The following is a 12180-nucleotide window of genomic DNA, read 5'->3' on the forward strand; positions in this document are numbered from 1 at the left end:
CGCCCCCTGACGAAAGTACCGACATGAGCACGAACGTCCTGCGCACCGCCGACGGCTGGTGGGTGGTCCGCGGCGACCGGGCCCTCCCCGTCCCCACCAAGGCCCTCACCACCGCCGAGCTGATCGCCGACCGTGACGCCGTACGGGAGGCGGCCACCTCGGACGACCCCGGCACGCCCGTCGCCGGCCTTGCCGCCCTCTCGCCGGTCACCACCCCCTGCCGGGTGGTCGCCCAAATGGTCAACTACCGCAGTCACGCCCGCGATTCGGGCTTCACCGGCGACATCCCGGCCACCTTCTTCCGCAAAGCGTCCGGCTCGGTCAGCGGACCTCGCGACGCCGTCGTGCGGCCCTCCCACGTGAAGTTCCTCGACTACGAGATCGAACTCGGCCTCGTCATGGGCGCGCCCCTGCCCATCGGCGCCGTGGTCGAGGAGCGGGACCTGCCGTCGTACGTCGCCGGACTGGTGATCACCAACGACGTCAGCGCCCGCGACGTCCAGCTGACCAAGACCCAGTTCTACGAGAGCAAGTCCTACCCCACCTTCACACCGGCCGGCCCCTACCTGGCCCTTCTGGAGCCCGAGGACTTCACCCGTCTCCTCGATCTGCGGCTGCGGTTGTCCGTCAACGGCGAACTGCGCCAGGACCGCACCCTCGCCGACATGATCGTCCGCCCGGCGCAGGCCCTGACCCTGCTGGCCCGCTTCCAGACCCTCGACCCCGGCGACCTGCTGCTCACCGGCACCCCCGGCGGCACCGCGCTCAAGGCCCCGCCCAAACCGGTCGAGAAGATCGGCGCCCTGCTGCCGGCCGCCGTGAAATGGAAGGCGTTCTTCACGTCGCAGGCCAGGAACCCCCATTACCTGCGCACCGGCGACGTGATCACGGCGACGATCACCACCCCCGACGGCCGGATCGACCTCGGCGAGCAGCGCTCGCCCGTCACGGACGCGGAGTAGGGGACCGAGGTGAGCCGCACCGCACAGCACGTACCCGTCGTCATCGTCGGCGCCGGACCGGTGGGCGTGACCGCAGCCCTCCTCCTCGCCCGGCGCGGAGTCCGCACCGTGGTCCTGGAACGCCACCAGGACCTCTACCCCCTGCCCCGTGCCGTCGCCACCGACGACGAGGTCCGCAGAATCCTCCAGGCCGCCGGCGTGGGGGAGGAGTTCGCCGCGATCGCCCGCCCGGCGAACGGACTGCGGCTGCTGGACGCCCGCCACCGGGTGATGGCGGAGTTCCGCCGCACCGGGCACGGCCCGCACGGCTACCCGCAGACCAGCATGTTCGACCAGCCCGAACTGGAACGACTGCTGCGCGAGGCCCTCCTGCGGCACCCCGCATGCGAACTGCGCGGTGGCGTGGAGGTCACGGGCGTCGGACCGGACACCGCGGGCCGGGTGCGGGTGACCTACCGCGACGACGACGGCGAGCACCAGATGTGGGCCGAGGCGGTTCTCGGCTGCGACGGGGCGAACAGCCTCACCCGCGACGCCATCGGCGCGACCTGGGAGGACCTGCGCTTCGAGGAACGCTGGCACGTCATCGACGTCCGGACCAAGGCCGACGTCCGCTGCTGGGAGGGCGTCGACCAGGTCTGCGACCCGCGCCGCCCGGCGACGTTCATGCGCGTGGGCGAGGACCGCTACCGCTGGGAGTTCCGGCTCGGCGACACCGACGCACCGCTCCGCGACCTGGTCTCCCCCTGGCTGCCGCCCTCCTACGACGGGGACGTCGAGGTCGTCCGCCAGACGCAGTACACCTTCCGGGCCCGCATAGCCGACCGGTGGCGGAGCGGCCGCGTCTTCCTCCTCGGCGACGCCGCCCACCTCACCCCGCCGTTCATCGGACAGGGCCTGTGCGCGGGCCTGCGCGACGCCTACAACCTCACCTGGAAGCTCGCCCGCGTCCTTCGACAAGGCTCCGACGAAAGGCTTCTGGACACCTATGAAAGCGAACGCAGGCCGCACGCACGGCACATGATCCGCCTCGCCGTCGCCATGGGCTGGGCCATGACCGGCGGACAGGACGGCGCCGCGGCCCTGCGCCGGGGACTGCTCGGGGCGGTCTGCCGCATACCCGGCCTGGCCGCCAAGGCAGGCCGCGACCTCACCCCGCCCCTGACCTCCGGCCCGCTCGTCCGCCGCGGCCTGCGCGGAGGCCTGGCAGGCACCCACTGCCCGCAACCATGGGTCACCGTCGACGGACGACGTACCCGCCTCGACGACGTGCTCGGTGACTCCTTCGCCGTGCTCACCGCCACCCCGCCACGGCCCTCGCTGAACGCCCTCGCCCACGGACTCGGCGGCCGCCCGATCTACGTCGGCGACCTCGGCGACGACGGCACACTCGCCGCCTGGCTGCGCGCCGGCCGGGCGGACGCCGTCCTGCTGCGCCCCGACCGCGTCGTCATGGACGTCGTACCGGCCGGAGCCAGGGACTTCACCGGCACCGGCACCTGGGCGTCCCTCGTGCACACCACCCGCAGCCCTCTCCCGCCCGAACAGACCTTCCACCCACGCCCGCTGAGGAGCGCCGCACGATGACCGTGCCTTTCACGACGCCGGATCCGCAGGTCGTCGCCGACAGCAACATCCGGGACTTCGCCCGCCACGCAGGGATGGACGGCGCCGACTACACCGCCCTGCACCAGTGGTCGGTCACCGACCTGGAAGGCTTCTGGGGCACGGTGTGGGAGTACTTCGACATCGACGCGGACACCCCGTACGAGCGGGTGCTCGCCGAGGAGACCATGCCGGGCGCCCGCTGGTTCACCGGCGCCACCCTCAACTACGCCCACCACGCCCTGCGCAACCACGCCGACGACGCCGTGGCGGTCGTCGCCCTCGACGAGACCGGCTCCTGCTACGAGGTGACCGCCGGCCGGCTGCGCGCCCAGGTCGCCTCCGTCGCCGCGACCCTGCGCGACCTCGGCGTCGGCAAGGGCGACCGGGTGGTGGGCTACCTGCCCAACACCCCGCACGCGATCGTCGCCTTCCTCGCCACCGCGAGCCTGGGCGCCGTGTGGTCGGTGTGCGGGCAGGACTACGCCCCCAGAGCCGCCGCAGACCGCTTCGCCCAGCTCGAACCCACGGTCCTGATCGCCTCCGACGGCTACCTCTTCAACGGCACCGCTCACGACCGTCGCGACGCCACAGCCGAACTCGCCCTCGCCCTGCCGACGTTGAAGGCGACGCTGCTGGTGGACCACGTCGGCCTGCCGTGGCCCGCGCGGCCGTATCCGTCCCTGGTGGTTCCGTGGGAGGACGCGGCCACCCGCACGGAACAACTCGCCTTCACGCCCGTGGAGTTCGACCATCCTCTGTGGGTCGTGTTCTCCTCCGGCACCACCGGCCTGCCCAAAGGCATCGTCCACGGCCACGGCGGCGTCCTGCTGGAGCACCTCAAGACCCTGGGACTGCACTCCGATCTCGGCCCCGGTGACCGTCTCCTGTGGTACACCACCACCCACTGGATGATGTGGAACCTCGTCGCCTCCACCCTTCTGACGGGCGCCACCACGTGCACGTACGACGGCAGCCCGGCGCCCCTCGCCGAGCCCGACGTCCTGTGGAAGCTGGCCGCCCGCCACCGGGTGACCGTCTTCGGCACCAGCCCCCAATTCCTGCTGGGCATGGCCAAGTTCGGCATCGACCCCTCGGTCCACGACCTGTCGTCGATCCGCGTGGTCGGCTGCACCGGCTCCGCCCTGCCGGCCTCCGCCTACCCCTGGGTCCGCGACCACGTCGGCGAGCACGTGCTGCTGGCGTCCATCAGCGGCGGCACGGACGTCGTCTCCGGCTTCGCCGGCAGCGCCCCCAACACCCCGGTCTGGGCTGGGGAGTTGTCCGCTCCCCACCTCGGCGTGGCGCTGGCCGCGTACGACGCCGAGGGGTCACGCGTGGTGGACCAGGTCGGCGAACTCGTCGTCACCCGCCCCATGCCGTCGATGCCGCTGTACTTCTGGAACGACCCCGACGGCAGCCGCTACCGCGACGCCTACTTCTCCTCCTACCCCGGTGTGTGGCGCCACGGCGACTGGATCACGCTCACCTCGCGCGGCTCGGTGATCGTCCACGGCCGTTCCGACTCCACGCTGAACCGCAACGGCGTACGGCTGGGCAGCGCCGACATCCACGACGTCGTCGAACGCCTTCCGGAAATCACGGAGGCACTGGTCATCGGCGCGGAGGAGCCCGACGGCGGCTACTGGATGCCCCTGTTCGTCGTGCCGGCCGCGGGGGTGGTCCTGGACGACGCCCTCCGTGAGAAGATCCGCGACGCCATCCGCGACGGAGCCTCACCCCGCCACGTCCCCGACGAGATCCTCGAAGTGCCCGGCATCCCGCACACGCGCACCGGCAAGAAGCTCGAAGTCCCCGTCAAGCGCCTCCTTCAGGGCGCCCCCGTCGAACAGGTCGTCAACCGCGGCGCCGTGGACGCGCCCGACCTCATCGACCACTACGCCCGGCTGGGCGCCGCACGCCGCAAGCGGCCGGCCTGACGACCACGAGGACCGAGCCCCCGTCCCGTTCCGCCTGTCACCGCGCTCTGAGAAAGGCGTCTCATGCCCGTGCGTACGGAGACCCCCGTCTACCGGCCCGACCTGTACTCGGCGTCGGCGATCCGCGACCCCTATCCGCACTACGCCGCGCTGCGCGCACTCGGTCCCGTGGTCCGGCTGCGCAAGCACAAGGTCCACGCCCTGCCGCGCTACGCCGAATGCAGGCAGGTGCTGCTGGACGAGGCGACCTTCGTCTCCTCGGACGGTGTGGCCCTGAACCCCGTCGCCAACCGGGTGGGGCAGGGCACCACCCTGTTCAGTGACGGCGAGGACCACACCCGTCGCCGCTCCCTCCTCGCGCGCGGCCTCACTCCCAGGGCGCTGCGCACGATGAAGGACGTGGTCGACCAGCGGGCCGCCGCCACGGTCGAAGCCGCCCTCGCCCGCGGCAGCGTCGACGGTGTGGAGGTCGCCGCCGCCCTGCCGCTGTCCGTCGTGCCCGACCTGGTCGGCTGGCCGCGGGAAGGCCGCGAGCACCTGTTGCGGTGGGCGGGCGCCACCTTCAACGCCCTCGGCCCGCTCAACGGCCGCACGCTGCGCACCCTCCCCGCATCCCTCGGCATGCTGCGCTACACACGGGGCATCGTCCGCTCCCGGTCGGTGTCGGACGGCAGTCTGGGCCACGCCCTGCTGGCCGCGTCCGAAGGGGGCCGGATCATGCCGGCCGAGTGCGCCACGTTGATGATCGACTACCTGGCGCCCTCCCTGGACACCACCATCAGCGCCATCTCCAGCGCCCTGCACCTGTTCGCCACCCACCCCGAACAGTGGCGCCTGCTGAAGGAGGACCCCGATCTCGTCCGCAATGCGGTCAACGAGGTCGTCCGCTACGCCTCCCCGATCCGGGCCTTCTCCCGCGTCGCCGTCCACGACACGGACATCGCGGGCACGGCAGTGCCCGCAGGGTCACGGGTGCTGCTTCTGTACGGCTCCGCCAATCGCGATCCGCTGGCGTGGGACGACCCGGACTCCTTCGACATCCGTCGCGACGCCGCCCGGCAACTCGGCTTCGGGGTGGGCGTGCACGGCTGCGTCGGCCAGGGCCTGGCCCGCATGGAGACGTCCGCGATCCTCCACGCCCTGATCGCGCGGGTCGATCGCATCGAGGTGGCCGGTCCACCCCGGTGGGCCCTGAACAACATCATCCACGGGCTGGAGCACCTGCCGCTCCGACTCGTCCCGGCCTGACCCGGCCCCTCCCTCAGCGTCGTGTGCGGGCGGGGGGCGGTTCGACGAGGCGATCGTCGAAGAGCCGGGTTCCGGCCTGCTTGACGTACCGCAGGACGGGGGACACCTCCATGCTCTGCAGCCCGGCCAGGGATCCGACGCGCTCGGACGTGAACTCGAACAGCTCGTCGAGGTTCCGGCAGTGCGCGACGGCGTACAGGTTCCAGGGCCCGGAGGTGGCCGCCGCGAAGGCGACCTCGGGTTCCTCAGCGAGTGCGCGGCCCGCGCTCTTGACCGCCGACGGGTGCACGCGGAGCCAGAGGATCGCACGAGCGTCGTAGCCCAGGGCCGCCGGGGCGATCTCCACGTCGACGTGGACGGCACGGTGCCGCAGCAGGACGTCGAGGCGTCGCGAGACACGTCCCGGGGTGAGGCCGGCGGCCGTGGCGAGGTCGACGAGACTGGCGCGGCCGTCGGCAGCGAGCGCGTCGAGCATCCTCTCGTCCTCGAAACCGAGCCGCACAGGCTCACGAGCGACCACCGGGGACTCGGTGAAAGGGGGCCGGCCGGCCGCCCAGCGCCGCTTCCTCCTCCTGGGACAGCGTGCCCCGCAGGGCGGACCAGTAGTGGCCGCGGCCACCGAGGAACTGACGGAGCATCGCGAAGGCGTTGACGTCGATCACCGCGGCGGTGCGCGGAAGCCGCTGCCCCAAAAGGTCCTCGCGTTGCTCCCGCGTCCGGGACTGAGTCGCACAGGTGATCTCGGAGCCGGCCGCGCTCAGAGCCACCCAGTTGACGTCGTCGCGCTGGGCGAGCGCGTCGGCGATCGCCACGACGCTGCCGGGGCGGCAGCGCAGCCGCACCAGCCATCTGCTCTGCCCCAGGGCGCCGGGATTGACCACCCCGGCCACGCGGACGACACCGTCGGCGCGCAGTCGGCGATAGCGGCGGTTGACGGCGCCCTCGGTCATGCCGAGGGCTGCCGCGATCGCCGCGAACGACGCCCGCGGAGCGATCTGCAGGGCCCGGATGATTCGTACATCCTCAGGCTGCAGAACAGCGGATTCCGTCAGGAGCGCCCGTGTCACGGGGGCAATCCTACAAACGAGGGCTCGCTGCTCGCCTGCGGGGAGACGTGGGCGAAACACTGAAGCGCACGGGTCGAGGGCCCGCAGCTGCGGCATCCCGCTGTGCCGTCCCGGGCCCCGTCCCGCCCCCACCCGATTCACACTCCTCGAAGAACGGAGATGACGCCGCATGTCATCGACCGACACCGGACAACACCCGCCCGTCGCCCTCATCGTCGGCGCCTCACGCGGCCTCGGGCACGCGATGGCCGCGGAGTTCCTCGACAGGGGCTGGGACGTCATCGGCACCGTTCGCGACACCACGTCCCGCACGCCGCTGCACGATCTCGCCGACCACGCCGACGGGCGGGTGACCATCGAGCAGCTCGACATCAACGACACCGGCCGCCTGCCCCTGCTGCACGAAGCGCTGGCGGGCCGCCGACTGGACGTGCTGTTCGTCAACGCGGGCATCACCCTGAACGAGCAGACGCCCATCGGGGCGGTCACGACAGCGGACTTCATCGACGTGATGGTCACCAACGCGCTCAGCCCGATGCGCGTCATCGAAGCCCTCGAAGACCTGGTGGCCCCGGCGGGACTCATCGGGGTGATGTCCTCCGGGCAGGGCAGCATCGCGAACAACACGACCGGAGGCCGCGAGGTCTACCGAGGCAGCAAGGCGGCCCTGAACATGTTCCTGCGGAGCTACGCGGCCCGGCAGGGCGGGACACAGCGCGCCTTCCTCCTCTTGGCGCCGGGCTGGATCCGCACCGCCCTGGGCGGTCCGGACGCGCCGTTCACCCTCCAGGAGAGCGTCCCGATGCTGGTGGACGTCCTGCTCTCCCGGCTGGGCACGCCCGGCCTGGCGTACCTGGACCGCTTCGGCAAGACCGTTCCTTGGTGAATCCTCCGCGCCGCCGATGAGTTCTTCCGGCATCCGCAGTCTCAGATCGTGCTTGGTGCGCGCAGCCGCGACCGTGACGGACGCGTGCACCGGCGAACCTGCTGAGAACCGGACCGAGACCCCGAGGAATCCCGATGCGCACCCTGATCAGCACCGCTTTCATCTCCCTCGACGGCGTCGTGGAGGCCCCGGGCGGCGAGCCCGGGTACCGCAACGCCGGCTGGACCTTCAAGGACGTCGAGTTCCTGCCCGAAGCGTTCGAGATCAAGGGGCGGGAGCAGCAGGAAGCCACCGCGATGCTGCTGGGCCGCACCAGCTACCAGGCGTTCAGCCCGGTGTGGCCGGACATGGAGGACTTCGCCGACTACAAGGTGATGCCGAAGTACGTCGTCTCCACCACCCTCTCCGAGGACGACCTGGTGTCGAACTGGGGCAGCACGACGATCCTGCGCTCGCTCGACGACGTCGCCGCGCTGAAGGAGACCGAGGGCGGACCGATCATCGTCCACGGCAGCGCCTCCCTGAACCAGGCCCTCTCGGACGCCGGCCTCATCGACCGATACCACCTCCTCGTCTTCCCGCTCCTGCTCGGGGCCGGCAAGCGCCTGTTCAGCTCCACCGACAAGGACACGCAGAAGCTCAAGCTCGTCGAGCACGAGGCCTACGCGAACGGCCTGCAGAAGAACGTCTTCGACGTGGTCCGCTGACAAGGCGCCTCACTCCTGGCAGCGGATGTCGGCCGCGGCAAAGGTCCCGTCTCGCAACGGGCGTCACCGACGTGTCACAGCGCGCCGGGATCCCACAACCCTCACGGCGGCACGCCTGTCGAACCCGAACACGACACGAGCATCTGCGCACGCAAGGCCCGCCGCAGCGCGGCCACGACCGCCGTCGCGGCGGCGTCCTTCGTGCTGCTGGCGGGAGCGGGCATCCGACACCACCGTGCCCCGGGGCAAGGTTCAGCTCGTCAGCCAGTCGAGCGCACGGCGACCGTCCCCGCCACCAAGCCCACCCAGGGGGCCCGGTGGGGTCTGGCGGTGGCCGCCGCCCGGTTCACGGCCGTGCCGAACCGGTGGTCGGCGCGCCGGAGGAGAACGTGGGCGACGGCGCGGTGTGGCTGCTGCCCAAGAGCGGCAAGGGCCTGCTCGCCGACGGCTCCCCTTCCTACGCGCCGCCGCCCTCGGCGGCAACGCGCACGGCGCCCACTTCGGGTCCGTGATCGACGAGTGATTCCGTACGGACCGGCACGCCGTCACGGCTGTTCCGCTGAACGGCACTTCAGGTGACCGCCGACCCGCCTTCGGCACACCATCCCTTGAGAAGGGCGCCGGCCTCCTCCCCCCACTCGTCCCACTCACGGCCCAGTCCTCTGGGGCCTGGACAAAGGAATCCCATGCGAGGAAAACGACTCGGACGCACATTGGCCGCGGTTTTGGCGAGCATCGCCCTGCTGTTGGGGTGGGCGGGCATCGCCGGCGCCGCGCCCGGCCATCGGGACGCCCCGTCGCACAGCGTCCGCCCGGCTGACGTCGGCGCGACCCTCACGAGTGCCAAGATCACGTTCTTGACCTCGGGTGAGGACAAGGATGGCGACACCACCGTGAGCATCAAGGTGGTGACCGCTGCCGGCAAGACCGCGGCCTCGGCGTTCGACACCTTCGGCAGGTTCGGCGACGGTTCCGTCGTACCCGTCGGTCTGCTCGTGCGGAAGAACATCACCTGGGACGCGCTCCAGGGCGGCACCGTCCGGCTGCACATCCAGCCGAACGGCGACGACACCTGGAAGTTCGGCTACCGGCTCGACCTGACCTTCGACGACGGCGACGTGTCCCAGACGATCGTGAACCGCGTCTCGATGAGCGAGGACAACCGGGACCACACGGACCCGATCGAGTTCTGACCCCGCCTCGCGCGAGTCGGCACGGCCGGACCGACACTGCGTGGCCGGTCCCGGGGGCACCACGCCCCTGGGACCGGCCACATACGGTGTGGTCCGGGGCGCGGCACAAGGGCTCATGATGTGGGGAGGCTGTACGGTCCCTTTCCTGGCTGCTCGTCCGACGGCGATCTCTCGGTCCCGACGGCCAGTGCGGACAGCAGCGTGGCGGTCGTGAGGCTGCCCCAGAGGGCGGCCGGGCCGAGCGGGGCCAGCGCGGTGATGATCGCCGGGGAGACGGCCAGGCCCAGGCCGGTGGAGAGCTGGAAGCGCGCCAGCGCGCGCCCCAGGACATGGGCCGGGGCCAGTGCCGTGACGAGCGCCGTGGCGCTGCCCGCGTAGAGGATCTCGCCGATCGTGCAGACCACGGAAACGGCGGCGACGGCCGGGACGGCCCAGCCGTGACCGAGCGGCGTGGCGGCGAGGAAGCCCAGGTAGGAGGCTGCCAGCACCACGCCGGACAGGGCCAGGACCGTGCGCCGGGAGAAGCGGGACACGGCGACGGTGACGGGCACCTGCAGGGTGACCACCAGCACCGTGTTGGCGACGAAGACGGCCGCCGGCCAGACCGGGGAGGCGTGCAACTGCGTCACCAGGACCAGAGGCAGCGCGATCTCGGGGACGTTGAGGCAGAAGACGTAGACCACGTTGGCGGCGAGGAGCGCGAGCATCCGGGGCGCGGCCTCCTCGTCCTGTTCCCCGTCAACGGTGGACCGAGCCGGACGGGCGTGGACATGGACCGACCACGCCAAGGCGGCCGCGGCGAGGTAGGCGAGCCCGGTGACGGCCGCCATGGCTCGCAGCGCGCTGCTCCCGCCCGCCAGGCAGACGGTGGCGAGGAGCGCTCCGAGACCCAGCCCGGCGTTGCGCACCGCCCGGCTTCCCGCGAGGGCGGTGTCGCGTTCCCGGCCGTCGGCCACCGTCGCCACGAGGGCCGCGTGGGCTGCGGGCCAGGCCTGGTTGCCGATGCCGAGGAAGAGGGCCGCCGTCGCGAAGGGCCAGACCCGTCCTGCCGGGGCGGCCAGCAACAGCGCCACTCCCAGCACGCGCACCAGCATCGAGGCGGCCACGACGGTGCTGCGTGCACCGCGGTCCAGCCAGCGGCCCACCGCGGGCGTGGCCACCAGGCCCGCGACGATGCCGACGGTCATGGCGGTGCCGGTGACCGGCGCGGGCAGTTCGAGGACCGTGACGCCGTAGAGCAGCAGGAAGGGCCGCAGCAGGCCGGTGCCGAGCGCGTCCACGGCCAGGGCGAGAACGTAGCGGGGGCCGCCGGAGGCGCGGACGAGGGCGCGGGGCCGGACTCGGGTGAGGGGTGCCATGGCGTCAGACGGTGCGGGCGGCCGCGGGGGTGCGGCACGCGGGTTGACGCACATCGTCAATCGGCGTCGTCGCCGCCCGTACGGACGGTGATGATGGGGGGATGACGCTGAGGATCGACGTCGGCGGTCTGCCGTCCGAGCGCGTACGGTTCGCTGCCTCCCCGCTGGCCGAGCTGACGGCGATGCTGCACGTGCTGGCCGAACCGGGTCACCATCCGCAGTACGCCGGCTGGGCCGCGGACGTCTGGGCCGGGCTGCGGCCGGAGCTCGCCGAGCGGCTGCGGGAGGCGGAGTTCCTCTGGCGCTCCTCGCAGGCCGACTTCCTGATCCCCGGCCGGCCGCGGTCCACGCTGGCCGAGGAACTGGACGACGTCGACCGCATCGACGACGAGACCTATGTGACCGCCGCGCTCGTCACCACGTGCGGCAGCAACCGCGTCCACTTCCGCGGCAGGTCGCCGCTCAGCGACGCGACCGCGCGCGAACGGGCCCTGGACGTGGCCCAGGCACGCGGCGCGCAGCAGGAGGCCTTCGCCGAACGCCTGCTCGCCGACCCGGCCGCGGTACGGGCGCGGGTGCGCCGCACCCTCGAAGAGTGCGCCGAGGCGTTCTTCGACGCCGCCTGGGCGGACGTGGCGGTACAACTCGCCACCGATCTGCGCCTGAAGAACGAACTCCTCAGGAGGCAGGGCCTCGGGGTGGCCCTCGCCTCGGTCTCCGGCGCGGTCACCCTGGCACCGGACGGTGACCGCATCATCGTGGACAAGGTGCAGGACAAGTCCACCGCGGCGCGTGGCGGCGGGGTCACCTTCATCCCCAGCGTCTTCGGCCGCCCGCACCTGGTGGCCGTGCACGCGCCCGGATGGCATCCGGTGGTGCAGTATCCCGTGGCCGAGCCGCGTCCGGCGGAGCCCGTCGCCTTGGAGACGGTCACCGCACGGCTGGAGGCGCTCGCGCATCCGGTACGGCTGCGGCTGCTGCGCACCTTGGCGCGCGGCCCGCACACCACCGCCGAACTGGCCCACTTCTGGGAACTCACGCCGCCGGAGGTGTCCCGTCATCTCGCCGTCCTGCGCCGCGCGGGTCTTCTGACGTCGCGGCGGCAGGGCCGGTACGTCCGCTACGCCCTCAACCTGTCCGACGTGACGTCCCTGGGTGCCGACCTGCTGGAGGCCGTCCTGCGCTGAACAGGCCGGCCGCGCACGGTCCCGCGG

General features: G+C 72.0%; 12 protein-coding genes. 9 read left to right on the forward strand and 3 right to left on the reverse strand.

Annotated features, from left to right (window positions below):
- The first annotated feature begins 23 nt into the window (after positions 1 to 23).
- The 4 genes from M8J74_RS26160 (at position 24) to M8J74_RS26175 (ending at position 5755) form a co-directional block, all read left to right on the forward strand.
- Entirely contained in the window at positions 24 to 962 is a 939-nt protein-coding gene (locus M8J74_RS26160; RefSeq protein ID WP_249838800.1) for a fumarylacetoacetate hydrolase family protein, read from the forward strand.
- A 9-nt stretch (positions 963 to 971) separates the two neighbouring features.
- On the forward strand, positions 972 to 2549 hold the full coding sequence (gene mhpA / locus M8J74_RS26165) for a bifunctional 3-(3-hydroxy-phenyl)propionate/3-hydroxycinnamic acid hydroxylase MhpA (RefSeq protein WP_249838801.1): 1578 nt from the start codon (positions 972 to 974) through the stop codon (positions 2547 to 2549).
- Entirely contained in the window at positions 2546 to 4507 is a 1962-nt protein-coding gene (locus M8J74_RS26170; RefSeq protein WP_249838802.1) for an acetoacetate--CoA ligase, read from the forward strand. Before mhpA ends, M8J74_RS26170 begins: the two co-directional genes overlap by 4 nt.
- 63 nt (positions 4508 to 4570) lie before the next feature.
- Entirely contained in the window at positions 4571 to 5755 is a 1185-nt protein-coding gene (locus M8J74_RS26175) for a cytochrome P450 (RefSeq protein ID WP_249838803.1), read from the forward strand.
- Between the two features lie 13 nt (positions 5756 to 5768).
- Here the strand turns inward: M8J74_RS26175 and M8J74_RS26180 are convergent, their stop codons facing one another.
- Positions 5769 to 6230 (reverse strand): Lrp/AsnC family transcriptional regulator, encoded by a 462-nt coding sequence (locus M8J74_RS26180; RefSeq protein ID WP_249838804.1) that lies wholly within the window; start codon positions 6228 to 6230, stop codon positions 5769 to 5771.
- Between the two features lie 31 nt (positions 6231 to 6261).
- A complete protein-coding gene (locus tag M8J74_RS26185) occupies positions 6262 to 6822 on the reverse strand; it encodes an Lrp/AsnC family transcriptional regulator (protein WP_249838805.1) in 561 nt (186 codons plus the stop codon).
- Positions 6823 to 6991: 169 nt separating this feature from the next.
- Here M8J74_RS26185 and M8J74_RS26190 point away from each other — a divergent pair, with 169 nt between their 5' ends.
- The 4 genes from M8J74_RS26190 to M8J74_RS26205 all read left to right on the forward strand — a co-directional run bounded on the left by M8J74_RS26190 (position 6992) and on the right by M8J74_RS26205 (position 9608).
- Complete coding sequence (locus M8J74_RS26190; RefSeq protein WP_249838806.1) at positions 6992 to 7708, forward strand: SDR family NAD(P)-dependent oxidoreductase; 717 nt, start codon at positions 6992 to 6994, stop codon at positions 7706 to 7708.
- Positions 7709 to 7842: 134 nt separating this feature from the next.
- The gene (locus M8J74_RS26195; RefSeq protein WP_249838807.1) at positions 7843 to 8415 is read left to right on the forward strand and encodes a dihydrofolate reductase family protein; all 573 of its coding nucleotides are present in this window, start codon (positions 7843 to 7845) and stop codon (positions 8413 to 8415) included.
- Between the two features lie 317 nt (positions 8416 to 8732).
- Positions 8733 to 8927, forward strand: a complete 195-nt coding sequence (locus M8J74_RS26200) for a hypothetical protein (RefSeq protein ID WP_249838808.1) — start codon at positions 8733 to 8735, stop codon at positions 8925 to 8927.
- A 381-nt stretch (positions 8928 to 9308) separates the two neighbouring features.
- The gene (locus tag M8J74_RS26205) at positions 9309 to 9608 is read left to right on the forward strand and encodes a hypothetical protein (protein ID WP_249838809.1); all 300 of its coding nucleotides are present in this window, start codon (positions 9309 to 9311) and stop codon (positions 9606 to 9608) included.
- A gap of 113 nt (positions 9609 to 9721) precedes the next feature.
- Here the strand turns inward: M8J74_RS26205 and M8J74_RS26210 are convergent, their stop codons facing one another.
- The gene (locus M8J74_RS26210) at positions 9722 to 10966 is read right to left on the reverse strand and encodes an MFS transporter (protein ID WP_249838810.1); all 1245 of its coding nucleotides are present in this window, start codon (positions 10964 to 10966) and stop codon (positions 9722 to 9724) included.
- Positions 10967 to 11067: 101 nt separating this feature from the next.
- Here M8J74_RS26210 and M8J74_RS26215 point away from each other — a divergent pair, with 101 nt between their 5' ends.
- The gene (locus tag M8J74_RS26215; protein WP_249838811.1) at positions 11068 to 12153 is read left to right on the forward strand and encodes a DUF5937 family protein; all 1086 of its coding nucleotides are present in this window, start codon (positions 11068 to 11070) and stop codon (positions 12151 to 12153) included.
- The last annotated feature ends 27 nt before the right edge of the window (positions 12154 to 12180 follow it).

Source organism: Streptomyces panaciradicis, assembly GCF_023516615.1.
Taxonomy (GTDB): domain Bacteria; phylum Actinomycetota; class Actinomycetes; order Streptomycetales; family Streptomycetaceae; genus Streptomyces; species Streptomyces panaciradicis.

Coding starts and splice junctions, on each gene's coding strand:
- M8J74_RS26170 (WP_249838802.1), top strand. CDS start 2,546: ATGACCGTGCCTTTCACGACGCCGGATCCGCAGGTCGTCGCCGACAGC.
- M8J74_RS26195 (WP_249838807.1), top strand. CDS start 7,843: ATGCGCACCCTGATCAGCACCGCTTTCATCTCCCTCGACGGCGTCGTG.
- M8J74_RS26160 (WP_249838800.1), top strand. CDS start 24: ATGAGCACGAACGTCCTGCGCACCGCCGACGGCTGGTGGGTGGTCCGC.
- M8J74_RS26210 (WP_249838810.1), bottom strand. CDS start 10,966: ATGGCACCCCTCACCCGAGTCCGGCCCCGCGCCCTCGTCCGCGCCTCC.
- M8J74_RS26190 (WP_249838806.1), top strand. CDS start 6,992: ATGTCATCGACCGACACCGGACAACACCCGCCCGTCGCCCTCATCGTC.
- M8J74_RS26180 (WP_249838804.1), bottom strand. CDS start 6,230: ATGCTCGACGCGCTCGCTGCCGACGGCCGCGCCAGTCTCGTCGACCTC.
- M8J74_RS26215 (WP_249838811.1), top strand. CDS start 11,068: ATGACGCTGAGGATCGACGTCGGCGGTCTGCCGTCCGAGCGCGTACGG.
- M8J74_RS26175 (WP_249838803.1), top strand. CDS start 4,571: ATGCCCGTGCGTACGGAGACCCCCGTCTACCGGCCCGACCTGTACTCG.